We start from the raw sequence: 23687 nt of genomic DNA, 5'->3' as shown, positions 1-23687 counted from the left end.
TGGCCGTCTCCCGGGAGACGACGGCCACGGCGGCCGGCAGGCGCTACCGCTCGTCCCCGCCGTCGTACGCGGCGCGCAGCGCGTCCTCGACGGCGGCGAGCGCGGCCGCCCGGTCCAGGCCCAGCCGGTGGGCGCGCTGGGCGAAGGCCTGGGCGGCCGCGGCCGCCTCCCGGTCGGCGGCGTCGCCGGGGGCGGCGATGAAGGTGCCGTTGCGGCCCCGGGTCTCGATCACCCCGTCCGCTTCGAGCGCGCGGTAGGCCTTGGCCACGGTGTTGGCGGCCAGGCCCAGCTCCTCCGCGAAGCCCCGGACGGTGGGGAGTTTGTAGCCCACGGGGAGCGCGCCGGAGCGGGCCCGGTCGGCGATGCGGGCGCGGATCTGCTCGTAGGGCGGTTCGGCCGCGTCCGGGTCGACGGTCAGTTGCAAGGCCACGGTGGGACTCCTGGCTGGGCGAGGTGGTACCACCCATTGTGCGCCTTGGGAGACCCACCGTGCCCGGTCCTCGGGCAATGCCCTGCCGCGCTACACCTCCAGGGTCGTGCCGTTGGTCCGCAGCCAGGAGTTGATGCCGAGGACCAGTTCCGTGCCGGTCCGGAAGGACTCGCCCGCGTCGTCGGCGAGCGCCTGCGCGACGGAGGCGGTGTCGAGCAGCGGGCGGACGGGTGCGTCGTTGTCGGCCATGACCCGCTTCAGCTCGGTGCGCAGCGCGGCCGCGTAGCGCGGGTCCTGGGTGCTCGGGTAGGGGCTCTTCACCCGGTCGGCGACGATGTCGGGGAGCGTGTCGCGGGTGGCGGCGCGCAGCAGGGACTTCTCCCGGCCGTCGAAGGTCTTCATCGCCCAAGGGGTGTTGAAGACGTATTCGACGAGGCGGTGGTCGCAGAACGGCACCCGGACCTCGAGGCCGACGGCCATGCTGGCGCGGTCCTTGCGGTCGAGGAGGAGGTTCACGAACCGGGTCAGGTGCAGATACGAGACCTCGCGCATGCGCCGGTCGTGGCCGCTCTCGCCGGCCAGCCGGGGGACCTCGGCGAGGGCTTCGCGGTAGCGCGCGTCCCGGTAGGCGTCCACGTCGAGCTTGCCGAGGAAGCCCGCGTCGAGGAGGGCGACACGGCCGCCGCTGCGCGGGCCCGAGAAGCGGTCGGCGATACCGGCCGCGATCCACGGGAAGGTGTCGGCCGCCACGATCTCGGGGTCGTGGAACCAGTGGTAGCCGCCGAAGAGCTCGTCGGCCGACTCGCCGGACAGGGCCACGGTGGACTGTTCGCGGATGGCCTTGAACAGCAGGTAGAGCGAGGTGTCGCCGTCGCCGAAGGCCAGCGGCAGATCGCGGGCGGACTGGATGGCCGCGCGGTGGGCCGGGTCCATCAGGGCGGCGGTGTCGAGGACGATGTCGGAGTGGTCGGAGCCCACGTGCGCCGCGAGGGCGTGGGCGTACGGGCCGTCGGGGGTGGGCCGCATCTGGTCGGGGGTGAAGTTCTCGGTGTGGCCGGTGAAGTCCACGGAGAACGAGCGCACCGGGCCGCGGCCCGCGTCGGCCAGGCCCTTCGCCGCAAGCGCGGTGATGGCGGAGGAGTCGAGCCCGCCGGAGAGCAGGGTGCACAGCGGGACGTCGGCGATGAGCTGACGGGCGATGATGTCGTCGAGCAGCTCGCGTATGTGGTGGACGGTGGCGCCCAGGTCGTCGGTGTGCTCCCGTGCCTCCAGCGCCCAGTACTGCCGGACGGTGAGGCCGTCGCGGCGGATGCGCGCGAGGTGGCCGGGGCGCAGTTCGTACATGCCCTTGTAGACGGCGTGGCCGGGGGTCTTGGCGTTGGCCAGCAGCTCGGCGAGGCCCTCGGCGTCCACGGCGGGGCGGACGGCGGGGTGGGCGAGGATGCCCTTGGCCTCGGAGGCGAAGAGCACGCCGTCGGGGGTGGGGTAGTAGTAAAGCGGCTTGACGCCCATGCGGTCGCGGACCAGGAGGAGTTCCTCGCTGCGCGGGTCCCAGATCGCGAAGGCGTACATGCCGTTGAGGCGCTCGGCGAACGCGTCGCCCCATTCGAGATAGGCGTGCAGGACGACTTCGGTGTCGCTGGAGGTGCGGAACGCGTGGCCCAGCGCCTCCAGTTCGGCCCGCAGCTCACGGTAGTTGTAGACCTCGCCGCTGTAGGTGGTGGCAAGGAGGGTGCGGCCGTCGCGCTCGACGAGCATCGGCTGCTTGCCGCCCTCGATGTCGATGACGGCCAGCCGGCGGTGGCCCAGGGCGGCGTGGGTGTCCAGCCAGACGCCTCCGGCGTCCGGGCCGCGGCACACCATCGTCTCGGTCATCGCGTCGAGCGTGTTGCGTGTGGTGGGGGTATTGAGGTCCTGGTCGTAGGAGATCCATCCGGTGATCCCGCACATGGTCGCGGTCTCCTTCTCGGTAGGCCGCCCGGGTGGCCCGGGCGGCTGTGCCCTCGTCGATCACGGTCCGCGACACTGCACGAGCGGATCGCGATGATCACCGTACGCCCCATCTAGATGCATGCACCATCTAAGATCGTTTGGAACCCCCCGGAACCGGCCAATCCCGCCGGGCGCGTCCTGTCAAGTGCCCTGCACCGGCCGCCTTTTCATGGTCATCGGCCCGGAACGGGCGTCGCCGGAAGGGCTCACGTGCCCGCCGAGCTGCGGTTCAAGGCAGTGCCCGCGGAGTTGGGCGGACGGCCCCTCGGCGCCGCCCGGGCCGGCGTTTCCACTTCGGCCACGACGGCCCGGGCGGGGCCGTCGCCACCGGTCGCGGGCGTTCCGCGGCCACGACGGCGGGCCCGCGCCGCGTCGCGGTGCCGCGACCTGGCCGAAATCGGAGGGGCCCGCCGGTGTGCGTCGAACCTGAAGGAACCACTCCGCCACCTCGCACACCGGCCCGGAACCCGCCGCGACAGCCGTGACCCGTGGGGCATGCGGTGCCCGAATACTCTCCCCCACCCGCCGGACCTGCGGCTTTAGAAGGGCTTCGAAAAGGTGGACCTTCTCCGGCGCCCCTGGCACGTTGGGTCGTGCCGCCGGGCCGGGTCGGGGGGCGAATCTGCTCGACATCCTCGCCCGCGGGCTGGGGATGGACGACCTGCCGGACCTGCTCGGCCAGTGCCGGCAGGTCTGCGAGGCCCGGCAGGAACGCGGACCGGACGCCCCGGCGGGCACCCGCCGGGAAACCGACTCGCCCCCGGCGCGCAGGGGACGCCGGGGGCGGCCGCGGGGCCGGCCGAGTGAACGCCTTGCGGCGCACGTGCGGACGTCGTAATGGACTACGACCATCCGAAATTTTTACAGAACGTGATATTCCGTCAACTCGGAGCAACCCTATGGGAGGGCCGGGCGTCCCACCCAGCAAAGGGGACACACGGACACGCCTGGCAACCGCGGCCTCCGCCGCGGGAGCGCGAGGCATCCCGAGCACGAGGGACGCCGCCATGACGCTGCGCATCCATTTCACCAGCGAGGATCTGACCCGCATCACGATCGCCCAGCACCCGGATCCGCTGTGGGAAGTGCTGCTGAGCCTGCATGTGCTGCAGAGCACCGACGCCGCGCCCGTGTTCGCCCGCTGGCGCCGCCAGGTCCGCTCCGATCCGGGCACGGTCGACCGGCGGCTGCTGGACCTCGCGCCCCCCTACGGCTACTCCCCCGACTTCCTCACCCCCGCCGCCGCGGCCGACGGCCTGGAGAACGGCATCGACGCCTTGCGCTCGACCCCCCGCGACCGGCTGCGCAAGGATCTGACGGAGCTGTCGGCCACCCGGCCGCCGGCCCGCTGGACCCGGTCGCTCGGGGACGGCGACCGGGACACCCTCGACGGGCTGGCACAGGCGGTGCGCGACTACCACCGGGCGGTGCTGGTCCCGCACTGGGCGCATATCCAGGGCCGGCTGGGCGCCGACTGCTCGGTGCGCACCCGTGCCCTGCTCACCGGCGGCAGCGCGCGACTGCTGCCCACGCTGCACCCGGCGCTGTGCTGGAGCCCGCCGGTGCTGGAGCTGCGCGGCCCGCACGTGCGGGGCGACCTCCATCTCGACGGGCGCGGCCTGCGGCTCGTGCCCTCGTTCTTCTGCTGGCCCGCGCCGACGCTGCTGCGCGACCGGGGGCTCGCTCCCGTGCTGGTCTACCCCATCGCCCACGATCTGCGCTGGCTCGGCGACCCGGAGCCCCGGCCGGCCTCGGGGCGGGCGCTGGCGGCCCTGCTGGGCATGCGCCGGGCCGCGGTCCTGGAGACGGTGGCGGGCGGGGCGGGCTGTACGACCGGTGAGGTCGCCCGCCGGGTGGGCATCTCGCCCGCCACCGTCAGCCATCACACCTCCGTGCTGCGCGAGGCCGGGCTGATCGGCACCCGGCGCGTCGGGGAGACCGTCCTGCACACCGCCACCGGGCTGGGCGTGGGCCTCCTCAACGGCGAGTCCCACCTGGCCGTCGCGCAGCCCGCCGGCCCGGCCTGAGCACCGCTCGGGCCCGGACGCCCGGTCAGGCCAGGAAGTGGAAGGCCGGCGCCGGGTGCATCAGGAAGTCGTGGTGCGAGATGTTCCAGGCGTACGCGCCGGCCATGGCGAACGCCACCCGGTCCCCCACCCGCAGCTCCGCCACCGGGATGCGGCGCGCCAGGGTGTCCTTCGGGGTGCACAGCTGGCCGACGAGGGTCACCGGCTCCTCCAGGGCGGCCGGGCGCGGCCAGGACCGCTCCCACGCGTCGACGGGCAGCACGGTGAAGGGCTGGTCGTGCTGTTTGGCGGCGGGGGTGCGCAAGTGGTGGGTGCCACCGCGCAGGACGGCGAAGGCCTCGCCGTGGCTGTGCTTGAGGTCGAGGACCTCGGTGACGTACCAGCCGCAGTACGCGGTGAGCGCCCGGCCGGGCTCGACGCGCAGCGTCAGTCCGGCGTTCCGGGCCGCCAGGTCGCGCAGGCCGTCGCCGTAGGAGCGCCAGTCGAAGCGGGCGGCCGGGCGGGTGTAGTCGACGGCCATGCCGCCACCGACGTTGACCTCCGTCAAGGTCAGGCCGTGCCGGTCGGTCAGCTCCCGCGCCCAGTCGACGATGCGGGTCGCGACGGCGAGCTGGGCGGTGGCCTCCAGTCCGCTGGCGAGGTGGGCGTGAATGCCGCGCAGCCGCAGCCTTCTGCCGCGCAGCAGCGGCAGGCACGCCTCGGCGCGGCGGGGGTCGAGGCCGAAGGGGCCGGGCCTGCCGCCCATGGCCAGGGCCGCCCCGGTCAGCTCGCCGTCCCCCGCCGGGAGGTTGACGCGCAGCAGCACGTCCACGGGGGCGTCGCCGGGCTGCTCGTCGGCGAGTCCGGCGAGCAGCCGCAGTTCGCTCTCGCTCTCCACGTGGAAGCGCTCGACCCCCAGGGCGAGGGCGAGCCGCAGTTCGGCCTCGGTCTTGCCGGGGCCGCCGAAGGCGACCGGCAGGGCGGGGACGGCCTCGCGTACGTGGGCCAGTTCGCCGCCGGAGGAGACCTCGAACCCGGTGACGTGCGGGGCGAGGGCCCGGAGGATCTCCGGGGCGGGGTTGGCCTTGGCCGCGTAGTACAGCTCGACGCTGCCGGGCAGGGCGGCCCGTACGGCGCGCGCGTGGTCGTCGAGCGCGGCCAGGTCGTAGACGTAGGCGGGCAGTTCATCGGCCGGCAGGCCGGCGGCGCGGGCGGCGACGCGGGGGGTGATCACGGTGTGGTGCTCCAGGGTTCGGTGCGGGCGGCCCCCGACGTCGCGGACAGCAGGTCCGGCACCAGGGGTGAGGCGATGCGCACATAGCCGGCGTCCCGGTCGGCCTTGCGCTCCCAGCGGGTCAGCAGATTGGCCTTGGCGGGCAGCGGTACGCCGGCGATCAGGGCGCGCAGGAGGGGCGGGTTGCCGTGGGCCGCGGCGCACCCGGCCAGCACCCCGCGCACGGCACGCCACAGTTCCGGCTCCAGGCGCGGGTGCCGGTCGGCGAGGGCGGCGAGCATCTCGGCGAGGTGGTTGACCAGCAGGCAGTAGACGACCCGGTCCCAGCCGCGCTCCCGGTCGTACGTCATGGGGCGGGCCACGTCCTCGGCGAGGGCGGCGAGGGCGGTGGCGTGCTGCTCAGGGAGCAGCTTGGTGCCCTCCAGGTCGCGGAAGAGGACCTGCCGGGGGGCACCGTCGGCGTCGACACCGAGGACGACGTTCTGCAGGTGCGGTTCGAGAACGACGCCGTGGTCGAAGTAGGCGGCCAGCACGGGCGGGACGAGCAGGCCGAGGTAGGCGTCCCACCAGGCGAGCGCCTCCGCCGGGCCGGCCCCGGCCAGCAGGCGGGCGAGCTGCGCGCCGCCGGTGGGGTACTCGTCGGCGACGGCGGCGGCGAGCAGCCCGGTGACGCCGGGGGCGAGCCGGGCGTCGAGGCCCTCGCGGACGATGACGCCGAAACCTTCGGCCAGTTCGCGGCTGCCGAGGTCGAGGGTGCGGTAGGCGGGCTCGCGCAGCAGGTCGGTGCCGGGGAAGCGGGCGGCCAGGTCGGCGGCGACGGGCTCCAGCAGCCGGGTCAGGGCGACGGCGCCGGTCAGCTCGTACTCGGCGTTCTTGCGGAGGCAGTTGGTGATGCGGACGTTGAGGCTGAACTTGAGGAAGTCCCGGCCGTCGTAGAGCGTCCGCACGGAGGCGGTCGGCTCGAAGTCGGCGCCGCGCGGCCCGAGGTCGAGGACGTCGCCCCGGTCGATGGCGGCCACCAGGGCGGGGTGGTCGCGGAGCATGGCGTACTGCCAGGGGTGCGCGGGCAGCAGCCGGTAGCCGTCGGGGACGGTGCCCTGGCGGTCGAGGGCGGCGAGTGCCCCGGGGGTCGCGGTCTCCTGGCGCAGGAATTCCTCGCGTACGGCCAGGTGGCGGAGCGGGAACCGGGCGCGGGTCTCGGGTGCGTAGCGGCCCCAGTCCGCGAGGGCCCCGGTGCGGGCCTTGGGGGTGGGGTGGAAGCGGTGGCCGAAGAGGAGGGACTGTTCGGAGTCCATGTAGGCGTCCGCACGGCCCGCGCCCGATGGGTCGGGTGTCGCGGTCTGACGCCGGGCGGCGGCCAGGGCGGCGCTCACCCCCTCGTGGCTGGAGGCGACCTGGGTGAGGAACTCCTCGTTGCGGACGCCGGTGCGCAGGTGCAGTTCGCGGTGGATGTACTCGGCGAGGGTCTGCCAGGACAGCTCGGCCCAGCCCTCGGGGCGCTGTTCGCTGACGGATCCGGCGAAGCGGTGGGCGCCGATCAGGGAGGCACGGCGCAGTGCGACGCGCAGCAGCACGCCGCAGCGGGGCAGTCGCAGCAGCAGGTGCCCGTCGCTGACGGCGGTCTGGTGCTCGGGGCCGGAGACCTCGCGGAGCAGGCAGTTCAGCAGGGTGTGGGCGACGACGTGGTCGGCGTCGGCCCGGCCCGCGAGTGCCGTGGACGGCGGAACGGCAGCGGAGAGGGGGGACGAGAGAGGCGGAGAGACGGGAAGGGACGCGGAGGACATTCAGCGACTCCAGCGGGTGCGGAGGAGAGTGGGGGTGCTGGCGAGCACCGTCAGGGCTGCGACGGCGGATCCGGCGACGACGGGGGCGGCCGGGCCCCATACGCCGTTGGAGGCGGCGGCTACCGCTCCGGCGGCGACGGCCCCGGCCTTGGATATGAATTCCAGGGAGCCGAACATCCGGCCCGGTCTGCGGCCGCGGCAGGCGTCGGCGGCGAGGGCGGACAGGCTCACCAGGCCCAGCGTCATCCCGGCTCCCAGGACCAGCCGCAGCACCACGAAGGAGGCGGGGGACTCGGCTCCCCAGTGCCCGGCCAGGGCGACGGCCACACAGCCGAATCCGGCGGCGGCGCCGAGGCGCGGGCGGTGCGCGACGGCCGTGTGCACGGGCCGGGCGAGCAGGAGGTAGCACACGTGCGGGAGGGCGAAGAGCACCCCGCTCGCGGCGGAGCCGAGTCCCGGCAGCCGCTTCTCCACCAGGTCGATCAGATAGGGGTAGGAGACAACGGTGGCGAGGACGAAGGAGAATTCGAGGAGGTAGAGGGTGCGCAGCGAGGTGGGGGCCGGCGCCTGTCGAGGCGCCTCGGCGCCATGGGGGGCGCCGTTCGCGTCGTCGTTCGGACCGGTGTTGTCGGGCTCGCTGCCCTCGGCTGCCGCCTCGTCCGCGCGCACCGGTTCGGGGAGCGCGGCGAGCATGACGGCGGCGGCCAGCGGCAGGACGGCGAGCAACGCGTACTGGCGGTGCGGTGACACCCATGGAGAGAGTGTGCCCACCAGGATGGGTGCCGCCACGAGCGCGAGCCGTGCGCTGCCCTGCATCAGGGTGAGCGCCCAGGAGAGTTGCCGGCCGTCGAGGGCGGCGGCGAGATAGCCGTTGGAGGCGGCGAAGGTACCGCCGAGTATGCCCTGCAGGACGAGGGCGGCGGTGAAGGCGGGCAGGCTCTCGGCCCAGCCCGCGAACAGGAAGGAGACCGCGAGGCCGAGCTGGGCCCGCAGGAGCAGTCTCTTCCTGCCGTACTTGTCGGCGAGCCGCCCCCACAGGGGCGCGCCGATCGCGCCGAAGACGGTCGGCACGATGTAGAGCAGCCCGGCCCATTTGGCCTCGCTGTCGCCGAGCTCCGGCAGGATCCGCGTGAGGTAGGGCGGCAGGCCGAGGGCGGCGAAGGAGGCGACGAAGTAGCAGGCGGCGACGGCGTGGACGTGGCGGGTGCTCAGGGCGGGCGGTGCGGCCTTCGCGGGGCTCTCCTGCACGGTCGTCGGCATCACGCCTCCCCGCGCAGGTAGTTGGGGCCGTCGACGTAGTGCTTGTTGATGTCGGCGGCGCCGGAGCGCTCCTTGGTGAGCAGCGTGCCGGCGGTGATCATGGCCTTGACCGGCAGCCGGTCGGCGTCGAGGACGCGGGCGCGCAGCACGGCCGCGGGTCCGGGCGCGAGCTTGTCCACGGCTTCGGTGAGCCGGTCGCGGAGCTGCCCGAGGAGGGTGCCCAGCGGGGCGCGGCCGGTGCGGGCCAGCTCGAAGGCGAGGGCGCCCGCGCACAGGTGCACGGTGATGGTCGCGAACACGTCCGCGACGGGGCCGTCGCCGCCCACCAGGATCCGCCGGTCGTCGAAGCCGAGGAGGTCGGCGGCCTCGCCACCGAGCCGTCCGGCGAGCCGGACGGAGTGCACGCGCGGGCCGTCGTTGTCCTTGAGCAGCAGGCGCATCCGGGGTCCCGCGTCGGTCTCGTCCAGCACGACCGAGGTGTTCTGCTGGTGGGACTCCAGGGCGATGCCGTAGGAGAAGAGGGTGGTGTGCCAGTCGAGAAGCAGGGTGAGGTAGGCGTCGAGGAGGGCGGGCAGCGAGCCGCCGTAGTAGTGATCGGCGAGCGCGTCGGCGACGAGCGTGCCGTCGGGGGTGCGGGCGAGCAGCGCGGCGACGGGTACGACGTGCGCGTCCTGGAGCCCGGCCGGGTAGCGCCGTACGAGGGTCGCGAGGAGCTCGTGGTCGGTGGCGAGGTGGGTGCGCTCGTCGGCGAGGAGCACGACGCCCGCGAAGCGCGGCTCCACTGCGATGATCTCTTCGAGGAGCCGCTGTCCGACCTCGCCGTCGACGAGGGTGCCGGGCTTGATGGTCCGCCGGTTGCGCAGCCCCAGGGTGGCGGTGGCGAGCGGCAGCTTGAGGTGGACGTCCAGGTCGCCGGTCACGGCGACGGTGCGCATCGACAGCGTCGGCGTCACCTCCAGCCAGGGCCGGGGCGCGAGGTGTGCGGAGTCTTCGAGGCCCGCGGCCTCGAGTGCTTCGGCGAGCGGGTCGCCCACGGTGAGGGGGTGGACGGGCAGGGCGAGGTGGGTGTCGTCGAGGCCGGTCAGGCCGAGGGCCCCGGGGGTGGGCCACCAGTGCGGCAGGGCCGCCCGTTCGCCGCGTACGGCTTCCTGCGGCAGCGCGAGCCAGCGCAGGGCGAACGTGGGATGGAACTCGGGGGCGTAGGCGCGGATTTCGTCCTCGGTGAGACCCGAGCGGGCCCGGCCGGTGGGGTAGACGGGGTGGTCGCGGAAGGCGGCGAGGGTGTCGTACGCGAGGGCACCGCGCGGGCCCGTCCACCGGTCGGTGCCGCGTCCGTGCCGGCCGGCCAGCCGCTCCACGACGCCGTCGCGGACCCGGCCGTGCAGCCGGGTCGCGGCCAGTGCCTCGTCGCATTCGGCGAGGAAGCGGTCGAACCCGTCCCGGTCCTCGGCGGGGGCGGCGGCACGCAGCCGGGTGAGCACCGGGCCGAGCCCGGTGAGGATGCCGTCGGGGGTCTCCAGCAGCGGTTCACGGGCGCGTACTTCGCACTGGAAGCCTTCGGGTCCCACCGGCAGCAGCAGCGATTGGTCCGCGACGTGGAGCCGGAGCCAGTCGCCGTCCGGGCGCCGCTCGGTGTGCGCGCGGCTGCGCAGCGCGTAGGTGTCCTCACGGAGCAGCGTGCTGAGTATCCGCCCGAGGAGTTCGTCCTCCACGGGGTCGGTTCCGCCGCGGGTCACGAGACGATCTCCCAGCTCCGCTCGGTCAGGAATTCCTCGACGGCCCGGTCGATCCGCTCCTGGTCGGTGCCGGTCGCCCGCAGCACTCCGATGTAGTCGCGGTTGGTGCGGTGGAGCGGGTGTTTTTCGCCTTCCTCGCGCAGCGGGCGGTAGACCAGCCGTACGCCGTCGCGCTCGGTGTCGCTCGCCGGGGGTGCGGAGGTGAGCGTGCCGCCGCGCTGGGCGCAGATGTACTCCATTCGGGCCCGGCCGTCCGTGCGCGCCCCGAGGTCGAGGGGCAGCCGCTCACCGAGGTGGGTGCGCAGGATGTGCTCGAAGAGCGGGATGTCCAGCAGGTGGGCGAGGGTGAGGTCGCACTGGTCGCCGATGGCGCGGTAGTTGACCTCGATCAGCCGGGCGCGGTCGCCCTGTGCGACGTACTCGGTGTGGCAGGCGCCGAACCCGACGCCGAGCGCGCGGAGTTGTTCGAGGACCAGGTCGCTGTGCGGCTGCGGCGGGGCGGGCAGCAGGTCCAGCCGCTCCTCGATGAAGTACGGCAGCGGCGACAGCTCCGTGCGGAAGGCGCTGATGGCGTGCAGGGTGTGCCCGTCACCGAGGGTCTCCAGGGTGTACAGCTGCCCGTCCAGGTACTCCTCGATGACGAGCGCCACGCCGGGGCGTCGTTCGCGGATCTCCCGGCAGCGGGCCACGAGAGAGGCCGCGTCCGCGGCGAGCACCACGTCCTCGCTGGCCACGCCCTCGCGCGGCTTGACCACGCACGGGAAGGGGGCGTCGAGCCCGCCGGCGGCCTCGGGGTCCTCGGCGGGCCCCAGCTCGGCGGACCAGACGGTGTCGACACCGGCCTCGGCGAGGGCGCGGCGCAGCTGTGCCTTGTTCTTGGTACGCAGCGCGGCGCGCCAGTCCTTGCCGGGCAGGGCGAAGTAGTCGGCGGCGAGGGCGGCCTGGGTCTGGAGGTGGTCGCTGTTGGTGAACACCGCGTCGGGGCGGCCGAGGGCCGAGATCCGGGCTATGACCTCGCGGAAGTCCCGTACGTCGCATTCCACGATGTCGAGTTCGGGCAGCTTGTCGCCGCCGTCGGCCGCATACCGCTCGTACGCCTGCCGGTGCGCCGCGGGCTGGTCCGTGAGGAGGGTGACGGCCAGGCCGAGCCGGGCGGCCGCGGGCAGGAAGCCCTCGGTGACGGAGTCGGTCGGGTTGAGCGCGAGCAGATGAAGCCGCACGGCAGGCGCCTTTCGGGACAAGGGCGTTGATTTCGGGCAGGACTCGGCGCAGGGGAGCACGCCGAGGGGCCTCCGCCGGGCCGCACCGCACACGCGCGGCCCGGCGGAAGCGAGGTGTTCCACGACTGGCAGGGTGTTCTACGACTGGCGGGCGAGGGCTACTTGGGGGCCTCGACGCCGGCGGCCTTGGCGATGTCGTCCAGGACGCGGTGGGCGGCCTGGATGCCGATGCCGGACATCCACGTCTCGTCCGGCACCTGGAAGACCTTGTCGTTCTTGACGGCGCCGAGGCCCTTCCACAGCGGGTTGTCCTGGACGGCACCCTGCTGGGTCTTCTTCGGGTCGTCGGCGACGGTGACGAACATCAGGTCCGCGTCGGCCTTGTCGATCTGCTCCGGGGAGACCTCGAGCATCGGCTTGTCCACGTCCTGGGACTCGGGGCGGCGCAGGCCGATGTCGGAGAGGACGATGCCGCTGAAGGACGCCTTCTGGTAGAGGCGGGTGGGGCCGGCGACGAAGCGGACGACGGACGCGGTCGGCATCTTGCCGTCGTTCTTCTTCTTGATCGCCTCACCGAGGGCCTTGGCGCGCTTCTCGTACGCGGCCATGGCCGTCTGCGCCTCCTTCTCCAGGCCGAGCGCCTCGGCGTGGACCTTCAGGTTCTCCTTCCAGGGGGCACCGGTCGTCTCGGTGAAGACGGTCGGGGCGATGCCCTTGAGCTTGTCGTAGGCCTTGGCGTGGCGGACCTTGGAGGACAGGATCAGGTCGGGCTTGAGCGACATGATGCGCTCGATGTTGGGCTCCGCCATGGGGCCCACGTCCTTGGTGCCCTCGATCTTGCCGGAGAGGTACTGGGGGAAGCCGCCCTCGGTCTTCATGTGCGGGGAGACCGCCCCGACCGGGGTGATGCCGAGCATCGTGACGTCGTCGAGTTCACCGGTGTCGAGGACGACGACCCGCTTGGGCTTGGCCTTGATCTCGGCCTTGCCCATGGCGTGGGTGATCGTGCGCGGGAAGCCGGCGTCGCCGCCGCTCTTGCCCGCGTCCTGCTTCTTGTCGTCACTGCCGCAGGCGGCGAGGGCCGCGGTGCCGATGATCACGGCGAGCAGCATCGCGAGCACGCTGCGTGCTCTCCGGACGGCGGAGGAGATCGAGGTCACGGTGATTCCTGTCTTGAGCGGTGGGGAGAGGGGGTGGGGGGAGCCGGCTCAGGGAGCCGCGGGGACGGCGCGCCTGCCGGAGCGGGCGCGCGGCACGACCAGGGGGGTGCCCGTCTCGGGGTCGGGGACGACCCGGCACTCCACCTGGAAGACTTCTTCGACGAGTTCGGCCGTCAGCACCTCGGCCGGCGGACCGGCCGCCGCCGGCCGCCCGTCGCACATGACGACCAGGTGGTCGGCGTAGCGGGCGGCCTGGCCGAGGTCGTGCAGGACCATCACGACGGTCCGCCCGGCCTCGGTGTTCAACTCCTCGACCAGGTCGAGCACATCGAGCTGGTGGCGCAGGTCGAGGAAGGTGGTGGGCTCGTCGAGGAGCAGCAACGGGGTGTCCTGGGCGAGGGCGAGGGCGATCCAGGCGCGCTGCCGCTGCCCGCCGGAGAGTTCGTCGACGGACCTGTCCCGGAGCACGGTGGTGCCCGTGCGCTCCAGGGCCTCTTCGACGGCCGTCTGGTCGGCCTTGGACCAGGGGGTGAGCATCCGCTGGTGCGGGTAGCGGCCCAGCCGGACGAGCGCCTCGACGGTGACGCCCTCGGGGGCGATGGCCTGCTGCGGCAGCAGCCCCATGCGGCGGGCCAGCGCGCGGGCGGGCATCCGGTGGATGTCGGAGCCGTCGAGGGTGACGGTGCCGGCGGCGGGGGCCAGCAGCCGGGCCATGCCGCGCAGCAGGGTGGACTTGCCGCAGGCGTTGGGGCCGACCACGGCCGTGACGGCGCCGCCGGGGAGGGTGAGGTCCACTCCGTCGACGATGATGTTCGCGCCGTAGCCCAGCTTGAGGCCATGGGTGCTGAGTTCGTTGGCGGTCGACGTCGTGCTCATCGGGCGGCACTCCCAGCGTTCGGCTTCATTTGACGCATCATCAGTACGAGGAGCCACGGTGCTCCGAGCGTCGCGGTGACGACGCCGACGGGCAACCCGTGCACGGGCAGCAGATGCAGGACGACCAGATCGGCACCCAGCAGCAGGGCGGCGCCGCACAGCGCGGTCAGCCCGAGCGTGCCCAGGGTGGGCGGACCGGCCAGGAACCGCACGATGTGCGGTACGGCCAGGGCCACGAAGCCGACCGGTCCGGTGAGGGCGGCGGCGACCGAGGCCAGGACGACGGCGGCCAGCAGCAGTTGGAGCCGGGCGGCGTTCGGCGCGAGGCCCAGGGCGCCGGCGGGCTCGTCGCCGAGGTCGAGCACGGCGAGCCGCCGGTGGCCGAGAAGCGCGAGCGCGATTCCGGCCAGCACCAGGGAGCCGCCGATGTTCACCTCGGTCCAGTTGCGCCCGTAGACCGAGCCGGTGGTCCACTGCAGCGCGGAGGAGGCCAGTTCGGCGGGGAACCGCACGATGAAGAGGTTCACGGCCGCGGCCAGGCCCGACTGGACGGCGAGACCGACCAGGACCAGCCGGGTCACGGTGACGCCGCCGCGCCAGGCCAGCGCCGCGAGCAGTACCGCCGCCAGCAGTCCGCCGCCGAGCGCGGCGAGCGGGGTCCAGGTGGCCGAGACGCCCGAGGCGATGACCGCCACGGCGCCCAGCGACGCGCCACCGGTCACCCCGATCACGTCCGGGGCGGCCAGCGGGTTGCGGGCGACGCGCTGCATCATCGAGCCGGCCACGGCGAGCCCGGCGCCGGCCACGACGGCGGCGAGCACGCGGGGCGCGCGCAGGTCCTGTACGAGCATCACCTCGCCGGCGTCCCCGAAGCCGGCCAGGGCGCGCAGCGCGTCCAGGGGTGCCACGGGCACCTCGCCGGTGCTGAGGCCGAGGGCGAGCAGCACGACGAGCAGGGCGAGGACGGCCACGGTGAGCAGGGCGGTGCGGCGCCGTTGGCGGGCCAGGGCTCCGACGTGGCGCGGCCGGGGGGCACGGGCGGTGGGTACGGCCTGGGCGTTCATCGCGCCACCTTCCGGGCGAGCACGGCCAGCATCGGCGCACCGAGGAACGCGGTGACGATGCCGACTTCCAGCTCGGTGGGGCGCAGGAGGACCCGGCCGAGGACGTCGGCGGCGAGCAGCAGCAGCGGACCCGCGATCAGACAGCCGGGGATCAGCCGGCGGTGGTCGGTGCCGACGAGCTTGCGTACGAGGTGGGGGGCGGCGAGCCCGATGAAGGAGAGGGGGCCCGCGACCGCCACGGAGGAGGCGGCGAGCAGCACGACGGCCAGCCCGCCCGCGGCTCGCACCTTGGCGACCGGGACGCCGAGCGCCTGGGCGGTCTCGTCGCCGAGCGCGAGGGCGTTGAGCGCGGGCGAGATGACGAAGGCGAGGACGAAACCGATGGCCAGCGGCGCGAGGACGGGCAGCAGGATGTCGGTCTGCCGCCCGGCGAGCGAACCGGCCAGCCAGAACCGCGCCTCGTCCAGCGTGCGGTGGCTGGCGAGCATCACCGCGGAGGTCCAGGAGGTCAGCACGGCGGCCAGTACGGTGCCGCCCAGGGCGAGCCGCACGGGGTCCAGATCGCCCGCGCGGCGGGCGATCGCCAGCACGGCGAGGGTGGCGAGCGCGGCTCCGGCGAAGGCGAACCACAGGTACTGGGCGGGATGCGTCAGCCGCAGCGCGTAAATGGCGGTGACGACCGCGAAGCCGGCTCCGGCGTTGATACCCAGTGTGGTGGGCGAGGCGAGCGGGTTGCGGGTGACGCCCTGTGCGACCGCGCCCGCGACGCCCAGCGCGGCGCCGACGACGAGACCGATCACGGTGCGCGGGACGCGCAGGCCGGTGACGACCAGACCGTCGGGGCTGCGGTCGTCGGCGACCAGCGCGTGCCAGACGGTGCCGAGCGGCACCGGCCGGGAGCCCGCGGCGAGGCTGAGCGCCGCGCAGAGGGACAGCGCGGCGAGGCCGGCGAGCAGCAGCACGGCCCCGCGTACAGCCGTCGAACGCCCGGTGGCAGGCCGGGCGTCCTGGAGATCGATCGCGTTCACGGAGGAGACCTTAGGTTAGCCAAACCTAAGTCTGTCAATCTCCCGTGGGGTATGCATGCAATGCCGTTCGCGCGCGGTGCGACGTCATCCGCGTGTTCCCAGCCGTCGGTAGCGCCTGCGGCGGGCGGCGAGGCGTTCGCCCTGCTCGCGCCCCTGGAGGGCGGCGAGTTCGCTGCCGAGGACCTGCCCGAGGAAGGGAAGGAAGCCGTCTGGATCCGCCGTACTGTCTTCGCCCTCCTCCACGATGCGGTCCACGATGCCGTTCGCCAACAGGTCGGCGGACCGCACCCCCTGACGCTCGGCCACCTCGTACGCGCGGTCCGTCGTGCGGTACAGAATGGCCGACGCGCCCTCCGGCGGGAGGGGCGACAGCCACGCGTGACGGGCCGCCAGCACCCGGTCCGCCGGGAGCAGCGCGAGGGCGGCCCCGCCCGCGCCCTGCCCCAGCAGTAGGCACAGGGTCGGGGCGGGCAGGGCCATCAGGTCGGCGAGGCACCGGGCGATCTCCCCGGCCAGCCCGCCCTCCTCGGCGTCCCGCGACAGCGCGGCCCCGGCCGTGTCGACGACGGTGAGCAGCGGCAGGTCCAGCTCGGCGGCGATCCGCATCCCCCGTCGCGCGGCGCGCAGCCCGGCCGGACCGAGGGCCTGGCCGTGCGCGGGAACGCCGGTCTCCGCCGGGTCCGCTTCCCCGGCGTGGCTGCCGCGGTCGTGACCGAGCACGACGCACGGGGTGCCGCCGACGCGCGCGAGCGCGAGCAGCAGTCCGGGGTCCCGCTCCCCCGCGCCCGTGCCGCTGAGCGGCGTGACGTCGGTGGCCGCGGCCGCCAGCAGCCGCCGCACACCGGGCCGCTCGGGGCGCCGGGAGCGGCGAATCGATTCGGCGGCGGAGGCGGGGGCCGGAGCCGGAGCAGTGTCGTACGCGCCGGACGGGTTCCCCGGTGGGGTGTCGGCGGCGTCCCCGCACAGCACGGTGAGCGCCCGCGCCACCGTCTCCGGCAGCCGGTCGGCGGGCAGCACGGCGTCCACCAGGCCGTGGGCCAGCAGGTTCTCCGCGAGCTGGACGCCGGGCGGGAACTCCTCGCCGTACAGCGCCTCGTGGACGCGCGGCCCGAGGAAACCGATGAGGGCCCCCGGTTCGGCGACGGTGGCGTGGCCGAGGGAGCCCCAGGACGCGAGGACCCCGCCCGTCGTGGGATGGCGGAGATAGACGAGGTAGGGCAGCCCGGCGGCCTTGTGGTCGGTGATGGCGGCGGTGACCTTCACCATCTGGAGGAAGGCGATCGTGCCCTCCTGCATCCGGGTGCCGCCCGAGGCGGGCGCCGCCAGCAGCGGCAGCCCCTCGGCCGTGGCCCGCTCCACGGCGGCCACGAGCCGCTCCCCAGCCGCCACGCCGATCGATCCGGCCAGGAAGCGGAACTCGCAGGCCACGACCGCCACTCGGCGCCCGCGCAGCAGGCCCTCGCCGGTGACGACCGACTCGTCCAGCCCGGTGCGTTCGCGGGCGGCGAGCAGATCGGCCCGGTAGGCGGGGTCGTCGGTCGTCACCTCGACCGGTTCGTCCCACCCGCGCCAACTGCCGGGGTCCACCACCGCTTCGATGAGGTCGAGGGCGGAGGTGCGGGGGCTCTTAGCACTCATGGGGCCAGCCTGCCATGCCCCCGCGGGGGGCGTGGCGTGTGCACCTCCGCTGCGCGGCGGTGTCCTCAATCGCCGGACGGGCTGCTGTGCTCTGTCCTCAAGCGCCGGACGGGCTTGAATAAGCCCGTCCGGCGATTGAGGACACGGCCTCAGCCCAGGAGCGCGGCGAAGCCGCCGCCGCGGGCGAGCTCCTCGAGGTCGTCCAGCGCCCGGCGGGCGTGTCCGGCGGCGACGGGGTCGCGCTCGGCGATGCCGCTCTCGGCGAACTCGTCCTCGTCCAGGCGCAGCACCGTGGCCCCGTCGGCCGAGAGCCACAGGTCGAGGTCCAGGTCGGTGACGACGAGCCCGTCCGCCTCGACACGGGCGGGGCGGGTCACGTCGCAGTACCAGCCCTTCACGGCCCCGGCGGCGTCCCGCACCTCCTTGACGGCGTACCAGCGGTCCCGCCAGTAGTGCTCGGTGAACACGTCGCCCTTCTCGAACCGCACGAACCCGAAGTCCCGGGTGCCGGCGCCCGCCCAGGGAGCGCGCACCACGACGTGCGTGCCGTCGTCGCGCACGACGGTCGCGGGGTACCGCACCTCGGGCCGGGGCTCCTTCACCAGCCTCACCGTCACCGCGTCGCCGGCCGCCAGCAGCCCGCCCATCGTCCCGCTCATGAAAACCCGCTCCCGTTCGTGGATCGTCCGGCGGCAGCCTCTCCCATGGCGGGATCTCGGGCGAATGATTTTCGGGACGAGGCGCTCGTCCGCCTACCGGTGCGTGAACTCCGGCGGTCGCTTCTCCACGAACGCCGACATGCCCTCCTTCTGGTCCGCGACGGCGAACACCGCGTGGAAGAGTCTGCGTTCGAATCGGACGCCCTCCGCCAGCGTCGTCTCGAAGGCCCGGTTCACGGCCTCCTTGGCCATCATCGCGACCGGCGCGGACATCCCGGCCACGGTCTCGGCGACCGCGAGCGCCTCCTCCAGGAGATCGTCCGCCGGCACGATCCGGGAGACCAGACCGGCCCGTTCGGCCTCCGTCGCGTCCATGGTGCGGCCCGTCAGGCACAGCTCCATGGCCTTGGCCTTGCCGACCGCGCGGGTCAGCCGCTGGGAGCCGCCGATGCCGGGGATCACACCGAGCTTGATCTCCGGCTGGCCGAAGACCGCCGTGTCCGAGGCGAGCAGGATGTCGCAGAGCATGGCGAGCTCGCAGCCGCCGCCGAGGGCGTAGCCGGAGACGGCCGCGACGGTCGGCGTACGGAGTTCACCGAGCCGGTCCCAGGCGGTGAACCAGTCGCTGAGGTACATGTCCATGTACCCCTGCGGCCGCATCTCCTTGATGTCGGCCCCGGCCGCGAACGCCTTCGGCGAGCCGGTGAGGACGATGCAGCCGATGTCCGGGTCGCGGTCGAGCGCGGCCGTGGCCTCGACGACCTCGTTCATGACCTGGAGGTTGAGGGCGTTGAGGGCCTTCGGCCGGTTGAGGGTGAGGAGGGCCGTGCGGCCCTTGCGCTCGACGAGGATGGTCTCGTAGGTCATGCGGTGGCCGTTCCGTTCTCTTCGGTGTCCTGGGCGGACGGGTCGCTGCTCGTCTCGGTGTCCTGGGCGGACCGGTCCCTGATCGTCCGGATGATCCCGGAGAAGTCCTCCGCCGCCCCCGCGCCCTCGGCGAACTCCGCGTACAGCTCCGCCGCCCGCAGGCCCAGTTCGGCGTGCACCCCGCCGGCCCGGAGGGCGTTGGCGGCCAGGCCGAGGTCCTTGGCCATCAGGGGCGCGGCGAAGCCGGGCCGGTAGTCGTGGTTGGCCGGGCTGGCCGGGACGGGTCCGGGGACCGGGCAGTTGACCGTCAGGGCCCAGCACTGGCCGGACGCGGTGGAGGCCACGTCATAGAGGGCCTGGTGGGACAGGCCGAGGCTCTCGCCGAGAACGAACGCCTCGCCGACCGCGATCATCGAGATGCCGAGAATCATGTTGTTGCAGATCTTCGCGGCCTGACCGGAGCCTGCCGCTCCGCAGTGGACGGCCTTCCTGCCCATCGCCGACAGCAGCGGCTCGGCCCGCACGAACTCGGTCTCGCCGCCCCCGGCCATGAAGGTCAGGGTGGCGGCTTCCGCGCCCGTCACGCCGCCCGAGACGGGCGCGTCCAGGGCGCGGTGCCCGGCCCGCGCCGCGGCGTCGTGGGCGGCCCGGGCGTCGGCCACGTCGATGGTGGAGCAGTCGACGAAGAGGGTGCCGGGCTGCGCCGCCGCGAGCAGCCCCTCGTCCCGGTAGAGGGCGAGGACATGGCGGCCGGCGGGCAGCATGGTGATCACGACGTCCGCGCCCTCGGCGGCCTCGGCCGCCGAGGCGGCCGGCTCGACACCGGCGGCCACGGCCGCCGCCAGAGACGCGGCCGACAGGTCGTAGCCACGCACCCGGTACCCGGCCTTGACGAGGTTGGCGGCCATCGGGCCGCCCATGTGGCCGAGCCCGACGAAGCCGACGACCGTACTCGCGGGGCTCACGGGGGTCACGGCGCTCACCAGGGCACCTCCTGGGAGGCGTCGGCGGCGAAGGAGAGTTCCCGGGCGCCGAGCGGTGCGAAGAACCGGGCCACGTCCGCCTCGCCGACCTCCGCGAGGGTCGCCGGCGACCAGCGCGGGGCACGGTCCTTGTCGATCACCTGGGCGCGGATTCCCTCCACCAGGTCGGGCGCGGACAGCGCCGCGCAGGAGACGCGGTACTCCTGCTCCAGGACCCGCTCCAGCGGCCCGAGGTCCCGGGCGCGGCGCAGCGCGGCGAGGGTCACCTTGAGGGCGGTGGGCGACTTGGCGAGGATCGTCTCGGCGGCTTCCTTGGCAGCCGGTGTGCCCGCGGCGAGCAGCCGTTCGACGATCTCCTCGACGGTGTCGGACGCGTAGCAGTGGTCGATCCACTCCCGGTCGGCGGCCAGCCGGCCCTCCGGTGCCTCGCGGACGTGGCGGGGCAGGACGTCGGGTACGGACCCGGCGGCGAGGTCCGCGCCGAGGGCGGACAGCGCGTCCGCCGGTACGAAGTGGTCGGCGAGGCCGCACAGCAGGGCGTCCGCGGCGCCCACGGGCACTCCGGTGAGCCCGAGGTGGGTGCCGAGCTCGCCGGGGGCGAGGGCCAGCAGATAGGTGCCGCCCACGTCGGGCACGAATCCGATGCCCGTCTCGGGCATCGCGACCTTGGAGCGTTCGGTGACGATCCGCACGCTGCCGTGGGCCGAGATCCCCACTCCCCCGCCCATCACGATGCCGTCCATGAGGGCGACGTACGGCTTGGGGTAGCGGGCGATACGGGCGTTGAGCCGGTACTCGTCGCGCCAGAAGGCCGCCGAGGCGTCGCCGCCGGAGCGGGCGTCGGCGTGGATGGACCGGATGTCACCTCCCGCGCACAGCCCCCGCTCGCCCGCGCCGCTGATCACGACGGTCTCGACGGCGGGGTCGTGCTCCCAGACGGTGAGGGCCTCGTCGACGCGGCGCACCATGGTGTGGCTGAGGGCGTTGAGAGCGTTGGGCCGGTTGAGGGTGAGGTACGCGGCACGGCCCTCTGTGCGCACCAGTACGCAGTCGTCCGTCCCTTCCGTCCTGTCCGTCGTCGGGGTCATCGGGCGGCTCCCGTCAGTCCGCGGGCCACGATCAGGCGCATGATCTCGTTGGTTCCTTCCAGGATCCGGTGCACGCGAAGATCTCGGACGATCTTCTCGATGCCGTACTCGGTGAGGTAGCCGTAGCCCCCGTGCAGTTGCAGGGCGCGGTCGGCGACGGAGTAGCCGGTGTCGGTGGCGAAGCGTTTGGCCATGGCGCACAGCTGGGCCGCCTGAGGGTCGCCCCGGTCCAGGGCCTCCGCGGCCTGACGGACCAGGGCGCGGGCGGCGGCGAGTTCGGTCGCCATGTCGGCGAGGCGGAACTGCAGCGCCTGGGCGTCGAGCAGCGGTGCCCCGAAGGCCTCCCGGTCGGCGAGGTATTCCAGGCTGCGGTGCAGGGCATGCTGCCCGCCGCCGAGGGAGCAGGCGGCGATGCCGAGCCTGCCGCCGTTGAGCCCGTTCATGGCGATGCGGAAGCCGTCGCCCTCGGCGCCGAGCCGGCGGCCGGCCGGAAGGCGGACACCGTCCAGGACGACCTGGCGGGTGGGCTGGGCGTTCCAGCCCATCTTCTTCTCGTCCGGACCGAAGGACAGCCCGGGGTCGTCCCGTTCGACGACGAACGCGGAGATACCGCCCGGTCCCTCCCCGCCCGTGCGCGCCATGACGATGTACACCTCGGCGGCACCGGCGCCGGAGATGAACTGCTTCACGCCGGTCAGGACGTAGCAGTCCCCGTCGCGTACGGCCCGGGTGCGCAGCGCGGCGGCGTCGGAGCCGGCGCCCGGCTCGGTCAGGCAGTAGCTGCCGAGGGTGTCCATCGAGCACAGCCCGGGCAGCCAACGGGCGCGCTGGGCCTCGTCCCCGTAGCGGTCGATCATCCAGCCGACCATGTTGTGGATGGAGAGATAGCCGGCGATCGAGGGGCAGCCGGTGGCCAGCACCTCGAAGATCAGCACTCCGTCCGCGCGGGTGAGTCCGGAACCACCCGCGGCCTCGCTTACGTAGACGCCGCCGAGCCCGAGCCCCGCGGCCTTGCGCAGCACGTCGACGGGGAAGTGTTTGTCCTGGTCCCAGGCGACGGCGTGCGGGGCGAGGTGTTCCCGGGCGAAGTCCAGCGTCGTCCCGGCCAGCGCGAGCTGCTCCTCGGTGAGGCCTGTCGTCATGGCGCTCATCCCATCGTGGGGATGGTGAAGCTCGCGCCCTCCTTGACCCCGGAGGGCCAGCGCGAGGTGACGGTCTTGGTGCGGGTGTAGAAGCGGATGGCGTCCGGGCCGTGCTGGCCCAGATCGCCGAAACCGGACCGCTTCCAGCCGCCGAAGGTGTGGTAGGCGACCGGCACGGGGATCGGCACATTGACGCCGATCATGCCGGTGTCCACACGGCGGGTGAAGTCGCGGGCGGTGTCCCCGTCGCGGGTGAAGATCGCGACGCCGTTGCCGAAGGCGTGCTCGGAGGGCAGCCGCAGCGCGTGCTCGTAGTCCGCCGCGCGGACCACCGACAGGACGGGCCCGAAGATCTCCTCCTGGTGGATCCGCATGTCCGGGGTGACCCGGTCGAAGAGGGAGGCACCGGCGAAGAAGCCGTTCTCGTGCCCGGCGAGGGTGAAGCCGCGCCCGTCCACGACGAGTTCGGCGCCCTCCTCCACTCCGAGGTCCACATAGCCGGTGACCCGGTCGACGGCGTCGCGGCCGACGAGGGGGCCGAAGTCGGCGTCCGGGTCGTCGGACCGGCCGATCCGCAGGGTGCCGATCCGCTCCTTGAGGCGGGCGACCAGCGCGTCGGCGGTGTCCTCGCCGACGGGCACGGCGACGGAGATCGCCATGCAGCGCTCCCCGGCCGAGCCGTAGCCCGCGCCGATCAGGGCGTCGACGGCCTGGTCGAGGTCGGCGTCCGGCATCACGATCAGATGGTTCTTGGCGCCGCCGAAGCACTGGGCCCGCTTGCCGTGGGCGGCGGCCGTGGCGTAGATGCGGGCGGCGACCGGGGTCGAGCCGACGAAGCCGAGCGCCTGCACCCGCGGGTCCTCGAGCAGGGTGTCGACGGTTTCCTTGCCGCCGTTGACGACGTTGAGCACGCCGGGCGGCAGGCCCGCCTCCAGGAACAGCTCGGCGAGCCGGAGCGGGACGGACGGGTCGCGCTCGGAGGGCTTGAGGACGAAGGAGTTGCCGCAGGCGATGGCCGGGGCGGCCTTCCACAGCGGGATCATCGCGGGGAAGTTGAACGGGGTGATGCCCGCCGTCACGCCGATCGGGCGGCGCAGGGAGTGCACATCGATGCCGGTCCCGGCGTTGTCGGAGAAGTCGCCCTTGAGCAGGTGCGGAATGCCGGCCGCGAACTCCACCACCTCCAGACCGCGCTGGATGTCGCCGAGCGCGTCGGGGACCGTCTTGCCGTGCTCGGACGACAGCAGCCGGGCGAGGGAGTCCTTCTCGCCCTCGACGAGCCGGAGGAAGCGCAGCAGGACGCGGGCCCGGCGCTGCGGGTTCCACTCGCCCCACTCCCGCTGGGCCTCGGCGGCGTCGGCGACGGCCGCCTCCGTCTCGGCCCGGTTCGCCAGGGGTACCCGGGCCTGCACGGCGCCGGTGTTGGGGTCGTACACATCGCCGTAGGCACCCGATGTTCCCGGGGTGTGCCTGCCGCCGATGAAATGGGTGAGTTCACGGACCATGGGAGAGCCTGCTCT

The 23687-nt window shown here is 73.6% G+C and carries 19 protein-coding genes; 1 reads left to right on the top strand and 18 read right to left on the bottom strand.

The features are described from left to right. Positions 1-43 precede the first annotated feature (43 nt). Complete coding sequence (locus JO379_RS28580; RefSeq protein WP_130881307.1) at positions 44-430, bottom strand: GntR family transcriptional regulator; 387 nt, start codon at positions 428-430, stop codon at positions 44-46. Between the two features lie 90 nt (positions 431-520). Next, entirely contained in the window at positions 521-2380 is a 1860-nt protein-coding gene (gene asnB, locus JO379_RS28575; RefSeq protein ID WP_130881308.1) for an asparagine synthase (glutamine-hydrolyzing), read from the bottom strand. Positions 2381-3429: 1049 nt separating this feature from the next. Between asnB and JO379_RS28570 the strand changes: the two genes are divergently transcribed. Further along, entirely contained in the window at positions 3430-4449 is a 1020-nt protein-coding gene (locus JO379_RS28570) for an ArsR/SmtB family transcription factor (protein ID WP_130881309.1), read from the top strand. Between the two features lie 25 nt (positions 4450-4474). Here the strand turns inward: JO379_RS28570 and JO379_RS28565 are convergent, their stop codons facing one another. The 16 genes from JO379_RS28565 to JO379_RS28490 all read right to left on the bottom strand — a co-directional run bounded on the left by JO379_RS28565 (position 4475) and on the right by JO379_RS28490 (position 23672). Further along, positions 4475-5662, bottom strand: a complete 1188-nt coding sequence (locus JO379_RS28565; protein ID WP_209517615.1) for a type III PLP-dependent enzyme — start codon at positions 5660-5662, stop codon at positions 4475-4477. Beyond that, positions 5659-7446: an IucA/IucC family protein gene (locus JO379_RS28560; RefSeq protein WP_209517613.1), complete on the bottom strand. Its 1788-nt coding sequence runs from the start codon at positions 7444-7446 to the stop codon at positions 5659-5661. Before JO379_RS28560 ends, JO379_RS28565 begins: the two co-directional genes overlap by 4 nt. Continuing rightward, entirely contained in the window at positions 7447-8706 is a 1260-nt protein-coding gene (locus tag JO379_RS28555; protein ID WP_209517610.1) for an MFS transporter, read from the bottom strand. It lies immediately after the preceding gene. Next, entirely contained in the window at positions 8706-10442 is a 1737-nt protein-coding gene (locus JO379_RS28550) for an IucA/IucC family protein (RefSeq protein ID WP_307842170.1), read from the bottom strand. Before JO379_RS28550 ends, JO379_RS28555 begins: the two co-directional genes overlap by 1 nt. Next, positions 10439-11662 (bottom strand): ATP-grasp domain-containing protein, encoded by a 1224-nt coding sequence (locus JO379_RS28545; RefSeq protein ID WP_209517608.1) that lies wholly within the window; start codon positions 11660-11662, stop codon positions 10439-10441. Before JO379_RS28545 ends, JO379_RS28550 begins: the two co-directional genes overlap by 4 nt. 158 nt (positions 11663-11820) lie before the next feature. Continuing rightward, positions 11821-12774 carry an ABC transporter substrate-binding protein gene (locus JO379_RS28540; RefSeq protein ID WP_130881914.1) on the bottom strand — a complete coding sequence of 318 codons (954 nt, stop codon included), beginning with the start codon at positions 12772-12774 and terminating at the stop codon, positions 11821-11823. 96 nt (positions 12775-12870) lie between these two features. Continuing rightward, complete coding sequence (locus JO379_RS28535) at positions 12871-13698, bottom strand: ABC transporter ATP-binding protein (protein ID WP_209517606.1); 828 nt, start codon at positions 13696-13698, stop codon at positions 12871-12873. Next, positions 13695-14762 carry a FecCD family ABC transporter permease gene (locus JO379_RS28530; RefSeq protein WP_209517604.1) on the bottom strand — a complete coding sequence of 356 codons (1068 nt, stop codon included), beginning with the start codon at positions 14760-14762 and terminating at the stop codon, positions 13695-13697. The genes JO379_RS28535 and JO379_RS28530 overlap by 4 nt, the downstream gene beginning before the upstream one ends. Next, a complete protein-coding gene (locus tag JO379_RS28525; protein ID WP_209518943.1) occupies positions 14759-15781 on the bottom strand; it encodes a FecCD family ABC transporter permease in 1023 nt (340 codons plus the stop codon). The genes JO379_RS28530 and JO379_RS28525 overlap by 4 nt, the downstream gene beginning before the upstream one ends. Before the next feature lie 93 nt (positions 15782-15874). Continuing rightward, entirely contained in the window at positions 15875-17428 is a 1554-nt protein-coding gene (locus tag JO379_RS28520) for a carboxyl transferase domain-containing protein (protein WP_130881315.1), read from the bottom strand. Between the two features lie 149 nt (positions 17429-17577). Beyond that, positions 17578-18087 (bottom strand): ribonuclease FAU-1 family protein, encoded by a 510-nt coding sequence (locus tag JO379_RS28515; protein WP_372449116.1) that lies wholly within the window; start codon positions 18085-18087, stop codon positions 17578-17580. Positions 18088-18180: 93 nt separating this feature from the next. Then, positions 18181-18954, bottom strand: coding sequence for an enoyl-CoA hydratase (locus JO379_RS28510; protein ID WP_130881917.1), 774 nt, complete (start codon positions 18952-18954; stop codon positions 18181-18183). Then, the gene (mmsB, locus tag JO379_RS28505; protein ID WP_307842169.1) at positions 18951-19937 is read right to left on the bottom strand and encodes a 3-hydroxyisobutyrate dehydrogenase; all 987 of its coding nucleotides are present in this window, start codon (positions 19935-19937) and stop codon (positions 18951-18953) included. Before mmsB ends, JO379_RS28510 begins: the two co-directional genes overlap by 4 nt. Further along, the gene (locus tag JO379_RS28500; RefSeq protein ID WP_209517603.1) at positions 19934-21025 is read right to left on the bottom strand and encodes an enoyl-CoA hydratase/isomerase family protein; all 1092 of its coding nucleotides are present in this window, start codon (positions 21023-21025) and stop codon (positions 19934-19936) included. The genes mmsB and JO379_RS28500 overlap by 4 nt, the downstream gene beginning before the upstream one ends. Continuing rightward, a complete protein-coding gene (locus JO379_RS28495; protein ID WP_130881317.1) occupies positions 21022-22176 on the bottom strand; it encodes an acyl-CoA dehydrogenase family protein in 1155 nt (384 codons plus the stop codon). The genes JO379_RS28500 and JO379_RS28495 overlap by 4 nt, the downstream gene beginning before the upstream one ends. Further along, positions 22173-23672 carry a CoA-acylating methylmalonate-semialdehyde dehydrogenase gene (locus tag JO379_RS28490; RefSeq protein ID WP_209517601.1) on the bottom strand — a complete coding sequence of 500 codons (1500 nt, stop codon included), beginning with the start codon at positions 23670-23672 and terminating at the stop codon, positions 22173-22175. The genes JO379_RS28495 and JO379_RS28490 overlap by 4 nt, the downstream gene beginning before the upstream one ends. Between the last annotated feature and the right edge of the window lie 15 nt (positions 23673-23687).

It is taken from the genome of Streptomyces syringium, from assembly GCF_017876625.1.
GTDB lineage: Bacteria > Actinomycetota > Actinomycetes > Streptomycetales > Streptomycetaceae > Streptomyces > Streptomyces syringius.
Note: the sequence above shows the minus strand (reverse complement) of the source record. Positions and strands in the feature narration are given on the sequence as shown.